The 21,389-nt window shown below is 39.9% G+C and carries 23 protein-coding genes and 3 tRNA genes; 23 read left to right on the top strand and 3 right to left on the bottom strand.

The genetic code is table 11. The annotated features are described in order from the left end of the window. The first annotated feature begins 7 nt into the window (after nt 1–7). Nucleotides 8–952, top strand: coding sequence for a DNA-directed RNA polymerase subunit alpha (locus tag IEU71_RS02920; RefSeq protein WP_004911224.1), 945 nt, complete (start codon nt 8–10; stop codon nt 950–952). A 37-nt stretch (nt 953–989) separates the two neighbouring features. Next, on the top strand, nt 990–1,373 hold the full coding sequence (rplQ, locus tag IEU71_RS02915; protein WP_004911223.1) for a 50S ribosomal protein L17: 384 nt from the start codon (nt 990–992) through the stop codon (nt 1,371–1,373). Between the two features lie 58 nt (nt 1,374–1,431). On the opposite strand, the gene IEU71_RS02910 is transcribed toward rplQ, so the two are convergent. Further along, complete coding sequence (locus tag IEU71_RS02910) at nt 1,432–2,430, bottom strand: polyprenyl synthetase family protein (RefSeq protein WP_004912920.1); 999 nt, start codon at nt 2,428–2,430, stop codon at nt 1,432–1,434. A 60-nt stretch (nt 2,431–2,490) separates the two neighbouring features. Continuing rightward, the gene (locus IEU71_RS02905; RefSeq protein WP_004912917.1) at nt 2,491–4,167 is read right to left on the bottom strand and encodes an FAD-dependent oxidoreductase; all 1,677 of its coding nucleotides are present in this window, start codon (nt 4,165–4,167) and stop codon (nt 2,491–2,493) included. A 174-nt stretch (nt 4,168–4,341) separates the two neighbouring features. On the opposite strand from IEU71_RS02905, the gene IEU71_RS02900 reads away from it, so the two are divergent. The 14 genes from IEU71_RS02900 to IEU71_RS02840 all read left to right on the top strand — a co-directional run bounded on the left by IEU71_RS02900 (nt 4,342) and on the right by IEU71_RS02840 (nt 13,088). Then, entirely contained in the window at nt 4,342–5,160 is an 819-nt protein-coding gene (locus IEU71_RS02900; protein ID WP_004912914.1) for an energy-coupling factor transporter ATPase, read from the top strand. Then, nucleotides 5,136–5,993 carry an energy-coupling factor transporter ATPase gene (locus IEU71_RS02895; protein ID WP_004912911.1) on the top strand — a complete coding sequence of 286 codons (858 nt, stop codon included), beginning with the start codon at nt 5,136–5,138 and terminating at the stop codon, nt 5,991–5,993. Before IEU71_RS02900 ends, IEU71_RS02895 begins: the two co-directional genes overlap by 25 nt. After that, the gene (locus tag IEU71_RS02890) at nt 5,986–6,789 is read left to right on the top strand and encodes an energy-coupling factor transporter transmembrane component T family protein (RefSeq protein WP_004912908.1); all 804 of its coding nucleotides are present in this window, start codon (nt 5,986–5,988) and stop codon (nt 6,787–6,789) included. Before IEU71_RS02895 ends, IEU71_RS02890 begins: the two co-directional genes overlap by 8 nt. Nucleotide 6,790: 1 nt before the next feature. Then, nucleotides 6,791–7,906: a GNAT family N-acetyltransferase gene (locus IEU71_RS02885; RefSeq protein WP_004912904.1), complete on the top strand. Its 1,116-nt coding sequence runs from the start codon at nt 6,791–6,793 to the stop codon at nt 7,904–7,906. A 24-nt stretch (nt 7,907–7,930) separates the two neighbouring features. After that, the gene (gene truA, locus IEU71_RS02880) at nt 7,931–8,701 is read left to right on the top strand and encodes a tRNA pseudouridine(38-40) synthase TruA (protein ID WP_004912902.1); all 771 of its coding nucleotides are present in this window, start codon (nt 7,931–7,933) and stop codon (nt 8,699–8,701) included. Between the two features lie 15 nt (nt 8,702–8,716). After that, on the top strand, nt 8,717–9,223 hold the full coding sequence (locus IEU71_RS02875) for a DUF8821 family protein (protein ID WP_004912898.1): 507 nt from the start codon (nt 8,717–8,719) through the stop codon (nt 9,221–9,223). After that, on the top strand, nt 9,220–9,630 hold the full coding sequence (locus tag IEU71_RS02870; protein WP_004912894.1) for a pyridoxamine 5'-phosphate oxidase family protein: 411 nt from the start codon (nt 9,220–9,222) through the stop codon (nt 9,628–9,630). The genes IEU71_RS02875 and IEU71_RS02870 overlap by 4 nt, the downstream gene beginning before the upstream one ends. Nucleotides 9,631–9,767: 137 nt before the next feature. Next, on the top strand, nt 9,768–10,211 hold the full coding sequence (gene rplM / locus IEU71_RS02865; RefSeq protein WP_004912891.1) for a 50S ribosomal protein L13: 444 nt from the start codon (nt 9,768–9,770) through the stop codon (nt 10,209–10,211). A gap of 18 nt (nt 10,212–10,229) precedes the next feature. Beyond that, a complete protein-coding gene (gene rpsI / locus IEU71_RS02860; RefSeq protein ID WP_004912888.1) occupies nt 10,230–10,625 on the top strand; it encodes a 30S ribosomal protein S9 in 396 nt (131 codons plus the stop codon). A 364-nt stretch (nt 10,626–10,989) separates the two neighbouring features. Continuing rightward, on the top strand, nt 10,990–11,331 hold the full coding sequence (locus tag IEU71_RS10145) for a hypothetical protein (protein ID WP_233127266.1): 342 nt from the start codon (nt 10,990–10,992) through the stop codon (nt 11,329–11,331). Nucleotides 11,332–11,340: 9 nt separating this feature from the next. Then, the gene (locus IEU71_RS10140; RefSeq protein WP_004912883.1) at nt 11,341–11,613 is read left to right on the top strand and encodes a hypothetical protein; all 273 of its coding nucleotides are present in this window, start codon (nt 11,341–11,343) and stop codon (nt 11,611–11,613) included. Between the two features lie 137 nt (nt 11,614–11,750). Continuing rightward, a complete protein-coding gene (locus IEU71_RS02850) occupies nt 11,751–12,839 on the top strand; it encodes a DUF871 domain-containing protein (RefSeq protein WP_004912881.1) in 1,089 nt (362 codons plus the stop codon). 55 nt (nt 12,840–12,894) lie between these two features. Next, a tRNA-Tyr gene (locus IEU71_RS02845) sits at nt 12,895–12,977 on the top strand. 39 nt (nt 12,978–13,016) lie between these two features. Further along, nucleotides 13,017–13,088 (top strand) — tRNA-Gln (locus tag IEU71_RS02840). Between the two features lie 88 nt (nt 13,089–13,176). Here IEU71_RS02840 and IEU71_RS02835 read toward each other — a convergent pair. Further along, a tRNA-Leu gene (locus tag IEU71_RS02835) sits at nt 13,177–13,262 on the bottom strand. 112 nt (nt 13,263–13,374) lie between these two features. Between IEU71_RS02835 and IEU71_RS02830 the strand changes: the two genes are divergently transcribed. The 7 genes from IEU71_RS02830 to IEU71_RS02800 all read left to right on the top strand — a co-directional run bounded on the left by IEU71_RS02830 (nt 13,375) and on the right by IEU71_RS02800 (nt 21,314). Beyond that, nucleotides 13,375–13,710, top strand: coding sequence for a bZIP transcription factor (locus IEU71_RS02830; RefSeq protein ID WP_004912877.1), 336 nt, complete (start codon nt 13,375–13,377; stop codon nt 13,708–13,710). Beyond that, the gene (gene tpiA / locus IEU71_RS02825; RefSeq protein WP_004912876.1) at nt 13,707–14,516 is read left to right on the top strand and encodes a triose-phosphate isomerase; all 810 of its coding nucleotides are present in this window, start codon (nt 13,707–13,709) and stop codon (nt 14,514–14,516) included. The genes IEU71_RS02830 and tpiA overlap by 4 nt, the downstream gene beginning before the upstream one ends. A gap of 107 nt (nt 14,517–14,623) precedes the next feature. Then, complete coding sequence (gene eno / locus IEU71_RS02820; protein ID WP_004912871.1) at nt 14,624–15,949, top strand: phosphopyruvate hydratase; 1,326 nt, start codon at nt 14,624–14,626, stop codon at nt 15,947–15,949. Nucleotides 15,950–16,021: 72 nt separating this feature from the next. Further along, nucleotides 16,022–16,636 (top strand): DNA-3-methyladenine glycosylase I, encoded by a 615-nt coding sequence (locus IEU71_RS02815; protein ID WP_004912870.1) that lies wholly within the window; start codon nt 16,022–16,024, stop codon nt 16,634–16,636. Between the two features lie 89 nt (nt 16,637–16,725). Then, nucleotides 16,726–18,204, top strand: a complete 1,479-nt coding sequence (locus tag IEU71_RS02810) for a Ppx/GppA phosphatase family protein (RefSeq protein ID WP_004912867.1) — start codon at nt 16,726–16,728, stop codon at nt 18,202–18,204. A 9-nt stretch (nt 18,205–18,213) separates the two neighbouring features. Continuing rightward, nucleotides 18,214–20,346, top strand: a complete 2,133-nt coding sequence (locus IEU71_RS02805; protein WP_004912864.1) for an RNA degradosome polyphosphate kinase — start codon at nt 18,214–18,216, stop codon at nt 20,344–20,346. Beyond that, nucleotides 20,343–21,314: a Ppx/GppA family phosphatase gene (locus IEU71_RS02800; protein WP_004912863.1), complete on the top strand. Its 972-nt coding sequence runs from the start codon at nt 20,343–20,345 to the stop codon at nt 21,312–21,314. Before IEU71_RS02805 ends, IEU71_RS02800 begins: the two co-directional genes overlap by 4 nt. Nucleotides 21,315–21,389 lie beyond the last annotated feature (75 nt).

Genomic DNA, 21,389 nt, shown 5'->3' with positions numbered 1-21,389 from the left:
TTTACAGATGATTGAATTTGAAAAGCCAAATATTCATAACATCGAAGAGGATGCCCGCTATGGCAAGTTTGTCATAGAGCCTCTTGAACGAGGATATGGAACGACATTAGGTAACTCTTTGCGTCGTATCTTATTATCCTCGCTTCCAGGCGCAGCCGTTAACACGGTACAGATTGACGGCGTAGTTCACGAGTTTTCAACTGTGGACGGCGTAGTTGAAGATGTCACACAAATTATCTTAAATCTTAAGAAAGTTGTGTTGGCGATTGATTCTGATGATGAGCGATCTCTTGAAATTGATGTTCAAGGGCCAGCAGATGTGACAGCTGCAGATTTGCAGGGTGGCGCAGATGTTGAAGTGCTTAATCCAGATTTGCATATCGCTACTGTGGCAGCAGGTAAGTCATTGCATATGACAGTCACGGCAGTTAAAGGTCGTGGATATACATCAGCCGATGAGAACAAAAAATTGCGCGATGAAATGCCTATCGGTGTTTTGGCGGTTGATTCAATTTATACACCAATTGAACGTGTTAACTATCAAGTAGAAAATACGCGTGTTGGTGCACGTGACGATTATGATAAGCTCACATTTGATATTTGGACAAATGGTTCCATCAAACCTAGTGATGCGCTCAGCTTAGGTGCTAAAATCTTAGCAGAGCATTTGAACTTGTTTATGGACATCTCACCAGTAGCTGCAGAAGCCAGCGTTATGGTTGAGGCAGAGCCAGTTGCAGTTAGTGCATCTGATTCCGCACCAATTGAAGATTTGGATTTGTCTGTTCGTTCTTATAATTGTCTCAAACGGGCCGGTATCAACACCATCGTGGAGTTGACAGATCGCACTGAAGCCGACATGATGAAAGTGCGTAATCTCGGTCGGAAATCACTTGACGAAATCCAAGAAAAGCTCACAGAAATGAACTTGGGATTCCGCAAGGAAGATTAACACATGTCTTTAAACTACTAAAAAGGAGGATTCACCAATGCCATATCGTAAACTGGGTCGTACGTCTTCACAACGTAAGGCAATGTTACGTGACTTGACTACTGATCTTTTGATTAATGGTCGTATTACGACAACAGAAGCTCGCGCCAAAGAAGTACGTAAGACAACTGATAAGATGATTACATTAGGTAAGCGTGGTGACTTGAATGCTCGTCGTCAAGCCGCTGCCTTTGTCCGCAACGAAGTTGCAGATGTTATCGAAGATGGTGACAATGTTAAAGTTCAATCAGCTTTGCAAAAGCTTTTTGATGATGTTGCCCCTCGCTTTGCCGAACGTAATGGTGGTTATACACGGATTCTCAAGACTGTCCAACGTCGTGGCGACGCCGCTCAATTGGTCATCTTGGAGCTCGTTGATTAATCAATTGTAACAAAAAACACTCGAAGTATTTTGATACTTCGAGTGTTTTTTGTACTCATCAATATTGACGATTTAACAAGATATTACTTAATTGTTCGATCTGGGTCTTAATATTTTGTTGCGGTAACTGATCTATCAATAGATTTAGTTCATCGTTATACTTAACTAACAGTGAATTAAGACGGGTCATTGCTGAACTTTCATCTACAATGGTATGCACACGATTAAGTTGATCATCAGAAATCTCATCTCGAAGTTCAAGAAGGCTGATTAGTTCGTCATGGATTGTGACTTCTTCTAGAGCGAATAAAATGGGTGCCGTATAAATACCATTCCTAATATCTTGCCCAATTGGTTTGCCTAGTGCTAAATTCTTTGATAATGCCTCAAAGTCAAGGTAATCATCTAATAGTTGAAAGACAATACCAAGCGTTTCACCAATCTGAGGAACGATTTGTTTGAGTTTGGGATCTTCTATACGATCACTACTGATACCGAACATGACGCTTAACTTAAATAGTGCTGCAGTTTTACCACTGATTTGTGAAATATAGCTTGGGAATGTAACATCAGTATGATAACGATTCTGTTTTTGTGTGAGTTCCCCTAGCAAAATATCTTGAAGTGCGCTTAAGGCAAGTTTGTCTGCGCCAGTATCATCGGCTTCACTCAAAAGTGAAAACATGCCCGTCAACAAATAATCACCTGCATAAACAGCGGTGTCTTTACCAAATTGTGATTGGATACTTTCAAAACCACGTCGAAGTTTCGATTCGTCAATAATATCATCATGAATTAACGTTGCGAGATGTAACAATTCAACACTCGCACCAAGAGCGATAGCTTTCTTGTTGTAAGGTTGTGCAGTTAATTCAGAAAATAAGAGCGTCAAAGCCGGTCGTACAAGTTTGCCGGCGTTTAATTGTGAACGAATGGCATTGTCAATTTCTGAAAAACCAATTTGCCAGCTGTTTGACATTTTGGTTAATACTGCTTGTAATGGTTCGTTAAGTTCTGGGAAAGAATCCCATATAGTTGGAAGGGATGGCGTTGCCATGGAAATCTCTTTTCATTAATATGTACAAAGTGCGAGAACGTGGATTCTCGCACTTTATTATTATAACTTATTTTCAAGTTCATTATATGTTGATTTGGCTTTTCCGTACCAAAGACCACCAAAAATCTTTTGTAAGAATGGTACAACGTAGAAATCAAGACCAAATCCACGACCAGAACCGTTCATAACTGCTAAACTACTCAAAATAATAAACCAGTGTGTCATGTCAAATCCGTTTGTAGACCAAGCAACAATTGTTAGAACAATTGATAGAAGTCCCAATGGCCAAGTTAGCAAACCAAGGAAAAGACCAGCACCAGTAATAATTTCTACGAAGCTAGCAAATCCGTGTTGCCAGAATAGGTCATTGAGGCTACCAATATTGCCCAATGCTGCCAGAATCCAGAAAACACCAAGGAACAAGCGGAGTGGTGTTGACCAGAGTACGTTTCCTAGTCTTGATATGCTGCCCTTGAAAGGATTACGACCATTTTCTGTTCGGAAGAATTCATCCATCAAATAGTGGAAAATAGAATAAGCGGAGCGAATCTGCGAGTAGAAGAATAAATTGATGCCATGTTTGGCAATACTTGCAAAAAATCCTGAGAAATTCAATCCCATGAGACTTGCAACGGTATAGTGTGAACCGATTGAAACAGCGAAGCCATGATATTTAACAGCTTCAGCAAAACTTTTTGATTTACCAAAACCTAAGTCTGCAAGAATGTTAGCAGCAGCAGCGCGTGCAGCACTTTCAGCACCCTCAACTGTTTGTGGTACAGGACCAGTTTTGTCATCTACGTATGATAATGTGTCACCGGCAACGTAGATGTCTTTTTCGGGTGTATCATCATCTTTAGTTGCATGCATGTAATCATCTGCTTCAATACGACCACCGCGGCCATACTTGAAGCCCCAATCAGAGATGAATGATTTTGCCTTAACACCAGCAGTCCAAATCAGTGATTTTGTTGGCAAAGTTGAGCTATCAGCAAATACGACACCATCTTCAGTCACACCAGTGACACGGGCACCTAAGCGAATGTCAACACCATTATTTTCCATGTACTTAAAGGCTTTGTCCGCTAATTTACGATCCTTAAGCATGTTCAAAATTGATGGTGAAGCTTCAAGTAAGACTAACTTAATTTCACTTTCGGATAATTTATAAGTTTGTGCTAATACTTTGCGTTGTTCAATAAACTCACCCATTAATTCGGCGCCAGTGAAACCAGAACCGACAACGGCGATAGTTAGCATTTGTTCGCGCTTAGCGGGATCAAGTTCGGCAGCGCCTTGACCAATTGTGTGTTCAATGTGCGAACGAATTGCCAAAGATTCTTCCATTGACCATAATTCAAAACCATGTTCCTTGACACCGGGAGTACCGAAATCATTGGATTGACCACCAACAGCTAATACTAACTTTTCATAAGGAATATCACCCTCAGTCGTTGAAACAGTTTTTGCATTTTTATCGATACCGTTTACTTCAGCTGTGAGCAACTTAACATTCTTATTTTGATAGAAAAGATGTTCTAAGTCTTCTTGTACGTGCTTGGGTTTAACACGTTGTGATGCCACCTCATGCAATTCAGTCATATAAGTAAAATATGAATGTTTATCAATGAGGATAATGTTGTAATCCTTGTGCCCTTTCAACTTCTTAGATAGTGTTTTAGCTGCAAATACACCACCAAATCCGGCACCAACGATGACAATATTTTTTTCTGTCATGAAATACTCCCTTTGTGAAATTTCTAATTTATTAGTATTTTACTCTTTTTAGTATAGACTAGTTTAGCTTAATTTACTAGGTTTATGAGATAATTTCTTTGTGAATTACATTGTTTAAATACAGGCCAGGGCGTAAACTATTTTTGGTAGGAAAATGTGGTAAAATATAGAATAATGACTCAAGCAATTACAATTAACAATTTAACTTATCAATATGATGATCACGAACTTTTTGATGGTTTCAATTTATCAATTGAAGCCGGCGAATGGGTGGCGCTGGTCGGTCATAATGGTTCAGGCAAATCAACCTTGGCAAAATTAATTGTTGGCTTAATAGTTGCCAACGGTGGTGATATTGATGTCTTTGGTAAACGCCTCACGGTGGATAGTATCAACGATATTCGTGCCCAAATTGGAATGGTATTTCAAAATCCAGATAATCAATTCGTTGGGGCAACAGTTGCTGATGACGTCGCATTTGGTTTGGAGAATATTGAGTTGCCAAGTAATGAAATGCCACAGAGAATTGATGAAGCTCTTCATACTGTTGGCATGGAAAATTTCAAAGAACGTGAACCACATACTTTATCAGGTGGGCAAAAGCAACGTGTGGCTTTGGCAAGTGTTTTAGCGTTAGGGCCAAAGATTATTATTCTTGATGAAGCGACTGCTATGTTGGACCCAGAAGGACGCGCTTCCATCATGAAGACACTTCAAAATTTAAAGGCACAATTTGGTTCAGAATTGACATTGATTACAATTACGCATGATATGGACGAGGCTGCGTTGGCGGATCGCATCGTCGTTATTAATGATGGACGATTGATTATAGATGGTAACCCAGATGATGTATTTTCAAAATCACAAACGATGCATGATAATGGATTAGAGTTGCCATTTGCGGGTGAACTAACAGCGCGGTTGACCGTTAAACCAAAAAAATATTTGGATGAGAGAGAATTAATACATTGGCTATCACCTTCGAACAAGTAAATTTTAGTTATGGTGCCGGCACAACTCTGGCCAATCCTATTTTGCACGATATCAATATTACGATTGCTGACCACCAAGTGACTGCTATCATTGGGCAAACTGGTTCTGGTAAGTCCACATTGATTCAACATTTAAACGGTTTGTTAAAACCGACAACGGGTCAAGTCACTGTCGATGATTTAATTGTGACAAACGCCACTAAAGAAAAGCAATTAACTAAATTGCGAGCAAAAGTTGGCATGGTGTTTCAATTTCCCGAAAATCAATTATTTGCAAACACCGTTTTGGAAGATGTGATGTATGGACCATTGAACTTTGGGTATCAAACTGATGAAGCTAAACAGTCCGCACAATCAGCTTTAAAAATGGTAAATGTGGCCGAAAATTTGTGGCAAAATTCGCCCTTTGAATTATCGGGTGGTCAAATGCGCCGTGTTGCAATGGCTGGTGCTTTGGCTAGTAATCCAGATATTGTTGTCATGGACGAACCAGCCGCTGGCTTGGATCCCAAAGGACAAGCTGAACTACTTGAATTGGTGGCCAATCTAAGACAGTCAGGGAAATTAGTTGTTTTCATTTCGCATCAAATGGATCATGTTGTATCAGTTGCTGATCAAGTGATTGTTATGCAGGACGGTCATGTTGCGGTGCAAGGAACCCCGGCTGATGTATTTAATCGCGACATTGACTGGTTTAAAAGTGTGAATTTGGACTTGCCACGTGCCGGCCAATTTGCCGAGCAATTACGAGCTAACGGTGTCTCACTCAGTCGGCGACCATTAACTTTAACTGAATTGGCAACCATGTTAAATGAGGAACACAAGCATGAATAATATTATGATTGGTCGTTTTGTGCCGGGATCTTCTTGGGTACACCGATTAGATCCACGAACAAAAATGATTGTAACTTTTGTGTTCATTTTTGTGATGTTATTTGCATCATCATGGGCTACCTATGCGTTATCAGCAGCTTTTGTAATTTTAGCAATACGATTAACGCAACAGCCTTTCAAGCTCTATTGGGATGGATTAAAACCCATTTTTTGGCTGATTTTGTTTACTGTCGTTTTGCAATTGTTTTTGACGCCGGGAACGCCTGTTGTGTTCCATGTTGGACCCCTTCAAGTGACATGGCCGGGTATTTTAAATGCTATTTACGTTATGATTCGGTTTACATTGATTATTTTGATGTCAACTATTATGACCTTAAGTACACCACCAACTAGCATTGCTAACGCATTAGAATCATTGTTGGCACCACTTAATAAAATCCATGTGCCAGTGGCGGAGTTAGCGTTGATGTTGTCAATTGCATTACGCTTTGTACCACTTTTAATGGATGAAACACAAAAAATTATGAATGCACAAAAATCTCGAGGCATGAGTTTTTCAACTGGTGGGCCAATCAAACGTGCTCGTGCTATTGTACCACTCCTGATTCCTTTATTTGTAGGTGCCTTACAACGGGCCCTTGACCTTGCCAATGCAATGGAAATTCGTGGTTTTAAGGACGCAGCATCACGAACAAAGTATCGTGTTTTGTTGTATGGCAGACAGGATGTTGTAGCATTTATCGGTACGCTGATTTTCGTTTTAATTTTCATTGGTATCAAGATAAGCGGGGTTTGATATGATTACAACAGTTGCCATCACACCATCGAACTTTGAACAAATTCTTGCTCTGGACGCGGATGCTTTTGGCTATCCATTGGGGACTAAGACAACGTATCGTCGTGAGCTTGTTAAGAACGCGACGGTTTATGGTGATATTAATGATGACACTATCACTAGTCAAGTGTTCGCGTTGCCGTTGCATGTTAAGCTCAATGCAGCAACTGTTAAAATGGTTGGCATTGGGAATGTTGCGTCATATCCTGAAGTGCGTGGCAATGGGGCAATTCGTCGCATTATGACACAAATTCAGTTAGATGCTTATGAAAATGGCGCTATATTGTCCTATTTAGCGCCGTTTTCGTATCGATTTTATCGTCAATTTGGCTATGAATGGCTATTTGACCAAAAACAGTATACTTGGGACGCTTATACGGTCCCAGCAGGGGCCAAAACAACACCGGTTAAGCGAGTATCATTTGATGAAGCGTTACCCACAATGAAAGCAATCATCGGGCAGCACCCAGATTTTCAATTTGGTGCTTTAGCGCGAGATGATTGGTGGTGGCGGTTTCGCTACACAGTACGCCTCTCTGATTTGAAAATTGCTACAACTGAAAATGGCTACGTGATGTATCGTTTTGAAGGTGATAAGCTAATCATACAGGAATTAGTGACGCTTACTCATGATGCTGAACTGGCATTGTGGCGTTTTATTAGTAGTCGAGCAGGCACATTCAAGCAATTTCAACTAACGGACGGGCAAACTCGTGATTGGCGTGATTTATCTGCAGAACCAATGGCAGTAAAGATACAACAACAGGCAGGTATGATGGTACGCATTGTCAATATAGCTGCGTTATTAAAGATACTTGCCTTACCAGTTGAAATGGTCATTGATGTTACTGATGATTTTGAACAAAACGCCGGTCGTTGGCAAATCAATGGTGAGAAATCAACCGCAACCGCCCAATTGAGTGGTACGGTTCAAGCATGGACAAAAGTTCTGTTGCATGCGCGTCGTGCTGAAATGCTGTTACAAACTGGTGAATTGCATGGCGATATAAAATCAGCCCGCAGATTAGATCAGGTCATTGATTTCAGTCAACGACCTGTTTTAGCAGATTATTTTTGAAACAGATAGAGGTAAAAATACAGTATGCCACGTTATAAAGCAATTGTTGCCTACGATGGCACAGATTTTTTTGGATTTCAACTTCAAACAAAAAACGGCGTTGAGTCAGCTCGTACCGTGCAAGGTGAACTTAACAAAGTGGTTAACCAAATGGCTAAAAAACCGCAACCACCCATTAAAGTGGTTGGCGCATCACGAACAGACACGGGCGTACACGCATTTGGACAAGTCGTGCATTTTGATTTTCCATATGATATTGCATCGGATAACTTTCGCAAGGGGTTGAATACCTTGTTGCCTCGCGATATTCTGGTTAAATCTGTGACACGCGTGTCTGATGATTTTCATGCACGATTTAATACGCATGCCAAGCGTTATATTTATCGGATTTCAACGTTAGATTACACAGATCCGTTCAAACGGCATTATACTGGACATTTTCATTGGCATTTAGATGTCGATCGCATGAAATTGGCGTTACCTGATTTCCTGGGTGAACATGATTTTGCCAGTTTTGCCGCTTCTGGTAACGAGACGGCTACCACCGTGCGCCGAATTACACGCGTTGAATTAACTGAAAAAGCTGAAGAGCATGAACTGGTTTTGGTTTTTGAGGGTAATGCTTTCTTATATAATCAGATTCGAATTATGGTTGGCGTTTTGCTAGAAATTGGCACTGGACGACGACCGGTTCATGATATTCAAAGGTTAATTGCGGTTAAAGATCGGGAACAAGCACGTTTTACAGCACCGGCCAGCGGTTTATATTTGGATGAAATTTCTTATAATGACTAAAGAGGTAAATGAAAAATGGGTGATGTGATTGATTTTAAAACCGTCAGTGACAGTGGGCTAACGGATTCATCGTTATCAGCTTCACTAGCAGGTTTTCGTGCGAGCAAGGCGAAGTATTTTTCGCGAAAATATCACTCACAATATGTCTCATTTTCTCCTGACGAAAAGCCACGAGAAATCTCGCATTTCAATCAAATATTACTAGAGGAACGGCAATTGGTATTTGATTCACCCATTATTGCAGTGGCACTGTATGAGGATGCGAATGTTTTCTGGCCCGAATTTTATTATCAAAATGGTATGGTGCTAAATTTACTGTATGAAAAGCGCGGTCAAGATGGTAAAAAGCCTAAGCGAGCAGTGGGAATTGTTCTGGTCGAAGGGGCGGCGATACCAGATGCTTTAGTTGGTAAATTTAAATTTGCGCATCAACGTTCTAAATTAGCTGGGGATGTTCGAGGTACTTATTTTGTTGTGAAACAAAATTGGGATGAACTATTATTTGGAGGAAACAATTTATGACACTTTTTGAGGAGTATATTCAAGCATCACGAGGATTAGCATTTGTTGCCACTAGCAAACAAAATCAACCAAGTATACGTATTATGGGGTTTGCGGCTGACCCTGATCAACCAAATATGTGGTATTTTAATTCCAAACCAAATACTGAGAAGATGATTGATTTGGCGGCCAATGAGAACGTTTCAGTCATAACGCCACTAAATCAAAATGGTGCCCGAATTGAATCTAATCACGCTACAATGCGCCGTTCGGATAAAAAATGGGCTGACATTAAAACCCTTTTTGCAAACAATAAGCCCTATCTTCACGCACATCCAGATGTTGAAAATGAAGTGATTTTAGTATTAGAAATTCACTCAGCTCGTCTTGCTTCATACGCTGGTACGGAAATAGTTAATTTTGATTAAAACCATTGACATTGCACGGTTTTTTAGGTAAGATTGTAGACGGTATTGTTTACCTCACGATAAGCCCCGGAAACTTATTGTAATTGCTTGGCAAGGAACGGCCAAGCCTGTAAACAACTAATCAAAGGAGCGCAAACATGCGTACAACATTTTTAGCAAAACCAGGTGAAATCGAAAAGAAGTGGTATATTATTGATGCCAAAGACGTCGTTTTGGGACGTTTGTCAACAGTAGTAGCTTCAATTTTGCGTGGTAAGAACAAGCCAACGTTTACACCAAACGTTGACATGGGTGACAATGTCATCATCATCAATGCAAGCGAAGTTAAGTTGACTGGTAAGAAAGCTACTGATAAGATTTATTACCACCACTCAAACCACCCAGGTGGCTTGAAGGCTCGCACAGCCGGTAACTACCGTGAATTCAACCCTGAGAAGTTGCTTGAATTATCAATCAAGGGTATGTTGCCAAAGAACACTTTGGGTCGTAAGCAAGGCTTGAACTTGCACGTGTATGCAGGATCAGAACATGATCATGCAGCACAACAGCCTGAAGCACTTGACATCAACAAGTTGGTTTAAGAAAGGAGAATCTGAATTATGGCTACAGCAGTACAATATGCCGGCACAGGTCGTCGTAAGAATTCAGTTGCTCGTGTACGTTTGGTTCCAGGTAATGGCCAAATTACAATGAACGGCAAGGCAATCGAAGAATACATTCCTTTCGCTAACTTGCGTGAAGTTGTTTTGCAACCATTCAACGCTACTGAAACATTGGGTAACTACGATGTATTAGTTAACGTTGTTGGTGGTGGTTATTCTGGTCAAGCTGGTGCAACTCGTCACGGTATCGCCCGTGCTTTGTTGACAGTAGATCCTGATTTCCGTGCAGCATTGAAGGCAGCAGGTTTGTTGACTCGTGACTCACGTATGAAGGAACGTAAGAAGCCAGGTTTGAAGAAAGCCCGTAAGGCATCACAGTTCTCAAAGCGTTAATATTTTATTGGTTATATAGACTCTTAATATATAAGCGTTTTTGATTTATAGCGTGATTAAAAGTGTTGAGCAAAATTCGTTCAACACTTTTTTTACTGCGTTTTTAATCAATGCAATAAGTGGCAATGTTTCTTTTTTTATAAAATAATTCAGTGGATTACCGAAGGGTTATGGGCGACCAATAATGTGGAAAATTTCGATTATTAAGCGGTTAAATTGAAAAGTAAGGAAATGAATTCAACTTTAAGTTTGTGAATAGTAATCGAACAAATTGTGAATTCGATTTAATTGGCAAATTGAGGTGATATAATAATTTTCGGAAAGTTGCTATTTGTTACTTATATTTGAAAGGAATTTACATATTGTGCATTCAATTTTAGGTGTCATCGCAATGGGGGCAATCATTTATAGAAATGTTCCTGCATTAATTGCTCTGAAAAAAGGAACGTTTCAGCCTAGTTCACCAACCTGCTTTATCTGGGCCACTATTTCATTTATTGAGGCTATCATTATTTTAAGTAGCCACGGAGGTTGGGCTGCAACTTCAACAGTTGTGACCACAATATTTTGCTCTTTCTTTGGCTTAAAAGGCATCAAGTTTATCAAGCAACAGCCTGTCTCAGTTAAGTTTCTTGGCACTATGGCTTTCTTCATAGTAGTACCAACGACACTATCTATTTTAAACGTAATCCCTTTAAGTTGGTAACTTATTGATTTGGCCATTATTGAAGCTTTAGCAATTATTCCAACTATTAAGAAAATTAAAAAAGCACCATTTTCAGAAAACCTTGAACTATATGTATGGGGAGACGCAGCCATGATTTTAAGCATTATAGCTGCTTCAAATATCAATTTTAATACAGTCTTTATACCTTTACTATGGATCGTTATTCTGACAGGCACGATCATTTATATGTTGGTTTTGCGTAAAGGTACTGTCAATCAAAATAAGCCAGTAACTCAAAATGCTGATTCAACAGTTATTTAAGGTCACAGATAATCGCCCTGGTGATTTCAAAGCGTCTAATCCTTGTATTAGACGCTTTTTGTTTTCTCCTAATAAAAAACATCAACAAAATGTAAGCGGTTACGTTATAATGTTATTAATGGAAAAGGAGCGAATAAATGCCAGAATTAGGACTATCAATTTATCCATCACAAGCAAGTTTTGAAGATAATGCAGCCTATTTAAAGCAAGCTGCGCAGTATGGTTTCACAAGAATTTTTACATCGTTATTAGAAATAAAAGGTGATGCAGATGCAGTTATTGCTGACTTTAAAAAAATAATTGCTGTTGGTAATGACTTGGGGATGAAAACAATCCTTGACATAAATCCAGCCCTTTTTGACCAATTAGGCGTTGATTACAATAATTTGAAATTCTTTGCTGACTTGGGCGCTTGGGGCATACGGCTTGATTTAGGTTTCACAGGGCAAGAAGAAGCGGCAATGACGCAAAATCCCTATGGTCTCAAAATCGAGGTCAATATGTCTCGAGGAACACACTATATTGATCAAATCGTTGATTATGTGCCAAATCGTGATAACCTGATTGGGTCACATAATTTTTACCCACAGCGATTTACGGGATTGGGACGTGACTATTTTGCTAACACGTCAACACAATATCGTAATCATCACTTACGGACAGCCGCATTCGTAAATGCACCCAGTGGCACTTTTGGCCCTTGGCCAGTATCTGATGGTCTCGTTTCACTTGAAGATCATCGTAATTTACCAATTGCAACACAGATTCAAGAATTGCGGTTGGGCGGTTTAATTGATGACGTTATCATAGGCAATGCATTTGCGTCGGAAGCCGATTTAAAGGCGGCTGGTGATGCTTTTAAACTCGGACGTCCACGACTACGCGTTGTGACGGCAAATGACTTGAGTCAAGCAGAACAAGCGGTGCTCTTTAATCAAGAACAAATGTATCGTGGTGACAAATCTGACTATGTTTTGCGGTCTTCCATGACACGTGTTATCTATAAAGACGAAGATTTTCCAGCTAAACACACCAACGCGATTAAACGTGGTGACTTATTAATTGACAATAATGAATTTGGTCAATATAAAGGCGAACTGCAAATTGCGTTGCGTGATTTACCCAACGATGGTCGCATCAATGTGGTTGGCCACATTCATGAAGATGACTTGAATTTATTACCACTAATTCAACCATGGGGCAATTTTGATTTGATACGTGGCTAAAAGGGGTTGTCAAGAACAACGATATTTGATATGATAGTAGAGTTGTTTGAGATATGGGAGTGTAGCGAAGTCTGGCTAAACGCGACGGACTGTAACTCCGTTCCTTCGGGTTCGTAGGTTCGAATCCTACCGCTCCCATTGCCGATTTAATAGTTAACGGCAAAATAAATTAACTATTGCCCCTTCGCCAAGCGGTAAGGCATCGGTTTTTGGTACCGACATGCGCTGGTTCGAATCCAGCAGGGGCAATCTAAAAAGCCTCATACCATAGGGGCTTTTTTTCTTTGATTAATTATAGTGCCCACAAAAAAACGCTCACTAATGTGAACGTTCGTAGTGCAGCTGGCGGGAGTCGAACCCGCACGCCCTAAAACGGGCACAGGATCCTTAATCCTGCGCGTCTGCCAATTCCGCCACAGCTGCATATTATAATTGGCAACTCTATAATTATACCCATTTAATGCTGACACGTCAATAGAATTCTACTGACGCGACACCTCGAAGTTTGATAAAATGGAGGTAATGGAGAAATGATATGAAATTTTTTAATCGTAAAAAAGCCGAAGAAGATAATCCTGAAGTTAAAGCGCAAACTGAAATTTTACAAAACGAAAACGATGATTTACTAGATCAAATAGAGGCGTTGAAACTTGATGTCACTGAACTGAAAGCTGAAAATATACGTCTGTCAGAGTTATTAACGACCAGTAAATACTATCGGACATTAGTTAAAACAGGTGGCGGACTATCAGCTCTATTTTTGAGTTATATTCTACTGTCAGTCGTTGGTGAATCCTCACGGGATATTATTTGGTTACTGTTAATTGAAGCGGCATTTATTTTCATGATGCTCAAAGGAGACGAAAAATGAGTCAACATAAAGCGGCACGTGTGCCATTCGTGGTTGCTAACTGGAAAATTAACAAATTGCATGCAGATGTGATGGCGTTTTTGAATGAGGTTAATGACAAAGTACCTGACCAAAAAGTCGTCGAAACTGGTATTGCGGCACAAGATTTATTTTTGGCAGACATGGTTCGTGCCACAGAAAAGTCACCAATTCATGTAGTAGCGGAAAATGTTCATTGGGAAGATTGTGGTGCCTATACAGGAGAAACTTCCCCTAAAGCACTTAAGGACATTGGTGCCAAATATGTGCTGATTGGTCATTTTGAACGCCGAAAGTTTTTTAATGAAACTGATTCAACTGTCAACCTAAAAGTAACTGCTGCCTTACGTAACGGGTTACGCCCCATTATTGATGTTGATGAAGATATGAGTACTTATGCGCAATTCATGGATGCTGAACCATCTGTGGCACAAGTCGCAGCTGCCTTGGCAGGCGTTTCAGTTGATCAAATTCGCAATGTCACATTGGCTTACGAACCAACTTGGGCGATTGGCTCGGGAGAAGCAGCAAGTGCAGACCAAGCACAAAAAGCTGCTCACTTAATCAGACAAACGTTAGCCAAACTTTATTCACCAGTCATTGCGGAACAAGTTAGAATTTTATATGGTGGTTCTGTTACGCCTGCAAATGCCCGAGAGATTATGCTCCAAGACGATATTGATGGGGTACTCGTCGGCACCGCAGCGTTAGATCCGCAGAAGTTTTTGGAATTGGTAGCGATTGCCCATAACCCGACTATTCCTGATTTTGATACAGAAGAGGTTTAATCAACAATTATTTGGTTGTGATCCCATTATCAATTTTTGGCAAATTATCGCTGCTGTGTGATATAATAAACATGGTATAAAACCGAAAACCAAAGGAGAATAGACACATGTCTTTAATCACTGATATTATCGCACGCGAAGTCCTTGACTCACGTGGAAACCCTACACTTGAAGCTGAAGTTATCACAGAATTAGGTGGCTTTGGTCGTGGTATGGTGCCTTCTGGTGCTTCAACAGGTGAACACGAAGCTGTTGAATTGCGTGATGGCGACAAGTCACGTTTCTCAGGTAAGGGTACAACAAAGGCTGTTGCCAATGTTAACGATGTTATCGCAAAGGCATTGGTTGGTAAGTTTGATGTTACTGATCAACGCGCTATCGACCAAGCTATGATCGAATTGGACGGTACAGAAAACAAGGGTAAGTTGGGTGCCAACGCTATTTTGGCCGTTTCAATTGCTGCTGCCCGTGCTGCTGCTGATGAATTAGGTGTGCCTTTGTTCTCATACATTGGTGGTATGAACTCATACGTTTTGCCAACACCAATGATGAACGTTATCAACGGTGGTGCTCACTCAGCTAACAAAGTTGACTTCCAAGAATTCATGATTATGCCTGTTGGTGCTCCAACAGTTAAAGAAGCAATTCGTTACGGTTCAGAAACTTTCCACGCTTTGAAGAAATTGTTGGAAGCTGATGGTAAGGCAACTTCAGTTGGTGATGAAGGTGGATTTGCCCCTGACTTTGCTGATAATGAAGAACCTTTGAAGTACTTGATCCGTGCGATTGAAGCTGCTGGTTACAAGCCAGGAAAAGATATTGTGATTGCTGTCGATGTTGCCTCATCAGAATTGTACGATGCAGAATCAAAGACATACAAGCTACGTTGGTCAACAGGTGAAGAATTCACAACACCTGAATTTATCAAGTATCTTGAAGATTTGGCAGATCGTTACCCAATCATCTCAATCGAAGATCCTATTGATGAAAATGAATGGGAAGACTGGGCTACAATTACTGCTGAATTGGGCAAGAAAGTTCAATTGGTTGGTGATGACTTCTTCGTTACTAACACACAATACTTGGCTAAGGGTATCAAGATGGGTGCTGCTAACTCAATTTTGATCAAGGTTAACCAAATTGGTACTTTGACAGAAACTTTGGAAGCTATTGAAATGGCTAAAGAAGCTGGCTACACAGCTATTGTTTCACACCGTTCAGGTGAAACAGAAGATACAACAATTTCTGACTTGGTTGTGGCTACTAACGCTGGTCAAATCAAGACTGGTTCATTGTCACGTACTGACCGTATTGCAAAGTACAACCAATTGATCCGTATTGAAGAATTGTTGGACACAACTGCAAAGTATAAGGGTATCCACTCATTCTACAACTTGTCAGCTGATGCTCGCGAAGCAATTGAAAACAAGTAATTTAACTTTACTAAATCATCTCGTTAAGAGATGATTTTTTAGTATCTAAAAAATCAAAAGGGTAAAATAATCATGGTACCAACAGATAATCTTTTAAAACCCGCTCCGACTGACAATATGATTAAACGATGTGAGTGGGTTAGCCACTATTCAGCCACTGACATGATGACAAAATATCATGATACTGAGTGGGGAAAACCATTACGTGGTAATGATGTTAAGTTATTTGAATTGCTCACTTTGGAAATATTTCAAGCTGGATTAAGTTGGGAAATATCATTGAAAAAGCGCTCGGGATTGAACGAAGCTTTTTTTCATTTTGACGTTGACCGTGTCGCAAGTATGACGGAAGCTGATGTTTTGCGTTTAAAGCAAGATGAAAATATCATTCGTAATGGTTTAAAGATTGCGGCTACAATTAACAATGCTCGGATTATTAAGCATTTACAGGGTACTTTTGGTAGCCTATCTGAATATATGTGGCACTTCACTGATAATCAAACAATTAATCATCATATTACGCGACCATCAGAAATTGTTGCGCAGAATGCATTATCTCAGCAGGTCGCTAAAGATATGAAAAAGCAAGGATTTAAATTTGCTGGTCCGGTGACAATATATTCTTATTTGCAAGCGATGGGTGTTATTAACGACCATGAGTCGACATGTGATTTTAATCCAGAATGAGTGTCTGAATATTATTATGGTATTTTAATGATAATTGTAAACAATATCTTTACAAAAATATGTTAAACTAGCCAGAGAGGACACTTTTAATGGCAAAATTACAAGGTATTATTTTACTCAACTCAGGTGTTGCAGAATTACAAATTGTTGATGGCAGTGGTCATAAAATTGAAACTGTCAAACGTGAATATAGTGAAAATGATTTAGAGCTGAGGCATTTTTCAACCGAGGTCATGCAGCGTGCCTTATCTCAATTACAGCGTTTTCAGCAATTGTTGCGAGATTATGATGTGACGACTGTTCGTCTATTTGGTAGTGAAAATTTGTCAAAAATGCCTAACGCTGTGTACTTTGTTGATCAGGTAGAAAATGTGACAGGATTAACATTGCGTTGGTTAAATGCGAATCAAGAAAATTACTATCGCCAATTGGCACTACGCATGCATGAACAAAAGGTTTTAAGTGGTGGAAATGCTTTTGTTTTAGGTGTTAGCTCTACGAGAATTGATTTGTCTTACTTTGAAAATGAACAGTTTAAATTTTCACAACATTCTGCTATTGGACCGGTTAGATTGACCCAATCAATTCGCAAAATGACAGCAGAAATCACACAGATTTCAGATCTTGTACCTGAATTTATTAATAGTAAACTTGCTGATTTTTGGCATATGTTGCCACCTTTTCAACAAGCCGACAGTGTTGTTTTGTTAGGTGCTGATGTTTTAAACAACGTGTTTTTGGCGAATCAATCTTCAGTAACTATTACGAAAAAAGATGTTGAGAATCTGGTTGCAAATTTTACTCGTATGAATAATCAAGCAATTTCGGAAGAATACACCATTGACGATAAAGATATTTGGATGATTTACATGGAAGCTGTATTAGTGCTCAATGTGATGTCTGCTGTATCTGCCAAAAAGTTGCATATTAGTAATTTAACCGTATTGGATGGGTTAGTTGTTAAAGACACAACGGCGCAACAAGACATTATTACGGCAGCGCGCGGGATTGCTGATCGTTATATGGTTGAGGATAAGCATCGTGAAATTGTTCTACAATATGCATGGCGATTATTTGATCGTTTGAAAAAAATTCATCGTTTGGACGCGCGTGATCGTCTTTTGCTAGGGGTCGCTGCTTTGACACATGATGTCGGTAGTTTTATTAATTCACAGCGACATTATCAGTATTCGGAAGAAATATTAGAGGGAATTGACTTTCATGGTTTGTCGACTTCGGAACAACGCATGATTGCAGCCATAGCACGCTATCATAGCGCTGAAACGCCGGACAATGCATTACGTGCTACCAATGAGTTTTCCCCAAGGCAGCGTATCCGAATTGCTAAGATGGCTGCGCTACTAAGATTAGCAGATGCGTTGGATGATAGTCGTTTGCAAAAAATTACTAAATTAACGGTGTCTGTGCAAGCAGAAAAAGTTGTTGTGACAGGGCACACACCGTTAGATTTGCAATTAGAAATTTATGTTTTTACTGACAAGGCAAGGTTCTTTGAGGCAGTGTTTGGTATGCCTATTGTGTTGAAACGACAAGGGAAGAGAGGCTAGGCAACGATTATGAGTGAATTAAAATTACCAAAATACTATGTCAATCGAGAAGTAAGTTGGTTAGCGTTCAATGACCGTGTTTTAGAGGAAGCAAGAGATACTCAAAATCCATTATTAGAACGAGCCAAGTTTTTAGCTATCACGCAAAAAAATATGGATGAGTGGTTCATGGTGCGTGTAGCGAGTTTGCAGCAGCAAGTTTTTGTTGGACATGACAAGCCTGATGCAGCAGGACTACTGCCAAAAGAACAGCTAGATATTATTTCTGAAGCAGCTGGAGAACAAATTAAAAATCAGTACCAAGTATTAAATCGCAGTATTTTACCAGCACTCAAAAAAAATGGTTATGAGTTAAAGCATGCCGAAGATTTAAGTGCCGAACAGCTAAGTTTTTTAAAGCGCTTTTTTGATGAGGAATTGTTGCCGGTCTTAACGCCAATGGCAATTGACAGCACGCGTCCGTTTCCATTTTTGGCAAATGATACGTTGAACATTGGTGTTCGCTTAAAAAAAGACGATGAAAAATCAGAAAAGCATATAGCTGTCTTGCAGGTCCCAACAACATCAGGACGTGTGATTGCATTACCAGAGTCTAATCAAGTCATTTTGATTGAAGAAGTCGTCCAGCAGTTTCTTGATGCATTATTTCAAGGCTATACGATTAAAGAGTCAACGGTCTTCCATATTTTGCGCGATATGGAATTAGACGTCGCTGATGATGAAGATACGCCAAACATTCTGCAAGAAGTGCAAAGTAAATTGCAAGAACGTGAGCGTGGTCGCGTTATTCGCGTCATTGTTAGTGCCAACACAAGCAAAACGTTGATGAATAAGCTAATTAAAGCGTTAGAAGTACCAGATGAACGTGTATATGATGTAAATGGCGCAATCGATTTAACGTTTTTAGATGCTTGGCTGAAGTTGATTGATGCGCCAACGCTAGAATTTTCACATTTTAAGGGCTATGAAAATCCTGATTTGGTACCTGAAAAAATGTTTGCCAGTATTAAACAACGTGATTATCTATTGCACCATCCTTATGACACTTTCAAACCAGTGGTGCAGTTTATTCAAACGGCTGCTCGCGATGAAAATGTTTTGGCAATTAAAATGACACTCTATCGTGTTTCAGGTAATTCACCAATCATCAAAGCATTGGCAGACGCAGCGCAACAAGGAAAACAAGTGACTGTGCTAGTTGAAATTAAAGCCCGCTTTGATGAAGAAAATAATGTTCACTGGGCGAGGGAATTAGAGCAAAAAGGTGTTCATGTTGTCTATGGATTGCGTGGTTTAAAAGTTCACGCCAAAGTTGCATTGGTGGTTCGTCGGGAAGATGATACCATTCGACGGTATGTCCATTTAGGAACCGGTAATTATAATGACGTGACAGCTAATTTTTATACAGACCTTGGCTTGTTTACCAGTGATGGTGAGTTAGGAGCAGATGTTGCTTCTATTTTTAATATTTTGACTGGCTATTCAGATCCCGTGTATTTCCACCAATTGCATATGTCACCAGAGGGCATTCGCGAGTTTATTTACGACAGAATTCACGCTGAAATGGCCAATGCAAAAGCTGGCAAACCAGCAGGCATTAAAATGAAATTTAACTCACTCTCAGATGAACACATGATTCGACATTTATATGAAGCCAGTGAGGCTGGTGTACCAGTTGAATTAATTGTGCGTGGTATTGTGATGTTACGTGTTGGTATTCCAAAAATTAGTGATAAGATTGAAGTACATTCGATTGTTGGTCGTTTTTTGGAGCATAGTCGCATTTATAGTTTTGAAAATGATGGGAACCCAGAAGTTTACCTATCATCAGCGGATTTGATGACCAGAAATTTGGATCGCCGTGTTGAGTTGCTATTTCCTATTAAGAATCTTACCCTACGACAACGTGTATTATCAATTTTCCAAACCATGTGGGAAGACAATGTTAAAACACGTGTTTTGCAAGACGATGGTGTGTTTGAAAAAATTGATCGACGGGGTTTGTCGGCTAGCAATGCTCAAGAGTTCTTCATTGCGGCCTCATTGGCAGAACAAATTGAATTACAACAACGTGAAGAGGCGTTACATCGGCGCCGAGATTTCGAACCAATCAACAATCCATTTACAGGGGAGGAAGTATGACAATACTAGCGGTAATAGACTTAGGATCTAACTCAGTCCGTATGACGATTAGTAAATACCATCAAGATGGTCACTATGAGGTGTTGGAACGTTATCAAGAAATGGTACGTTTGTCTGAAGGCATGGGTGAAGATAAAATTTTGCAACCAGAAGCCATTGAGCGGACATTAGATGCGCTTAAACATTTTAAAAAAGCGTTATCAGTTTATCCTGAAACAGATATTAATGTGAGGGCCGTAGCGACGGCTGCAGTACGTCAGGCTGCTAACCAAGATGAATTTTTAGTGGCGTTTAAAAATACAATGGTGTGGCCGTTGGAAGTCTTAACTGGTGAGCAGGAAGCGCATTTTGATTATGTTGGTATTGTCAACACACTTAACATCAATGATGCGTTGATACTAGACACTGGCGGTGCTTCGGCTGAATTAGTGCTAGTCAGAAACAAGGAAGCGTTACATGAAGTGAGTTTGCCCATTGGCGCTGTCACAATTAGTGAAGGTTACCTAGAAAAAGATATTGTAAGCGCGGCTTCATTGTTTGAAGCTACCGTTGCCTTACGCAGAATGTTTGGTGATGTCTCGTGGCTAAATGAGGCAGCAAATTTACCTTTGGTTGCGCTAGGAGGCAGCAATAGAACATTAGCAAAGATTTCGCGTCGACAGAAGAAAATTGTTGATTTACCAGTTCATGGCTACCATTTGAGCACACAAGATGCTACTGCGATTTATCAAATGATCTTAAGTAAAGATTTGAATGAACGTAAAAAAATGGCTGGTTTAGCTAAAGAACGTGGGGATATTATTATTGGTGGATTACTACCTTTGATGGAATTGCTGATTTTATTGAGTGGACAGCAGGTTATTTTCTCTCAATCTGGTCTACGTGAAGGCATTTTATTTGAAACAATCAAACGTGAAACAGGACATGATGTCATAGCACCTGAGCCAGCAGCCATGACAATTGACTAATAAAACTTACTAACATTAAAGGTGAAGATTAATCTCGGCGGAGATAGTCTTCACCTATTTTTGATTTATTCTAAA

Origin of the sequence: Leuconostoc falkenbergense (assembly GCF_014634805.1) — a bacterium.
GTDB lineage: Bacteria > Bacillota > Bacilli > Lactobacillales > Lactobacillaceae > Leuconostoc > Leuconostoc falkenbergense.
Note: the sequence above shows the minus strand (reverse complement) of the source record. Positions and strands in the feature narration are given on the sequence as shown.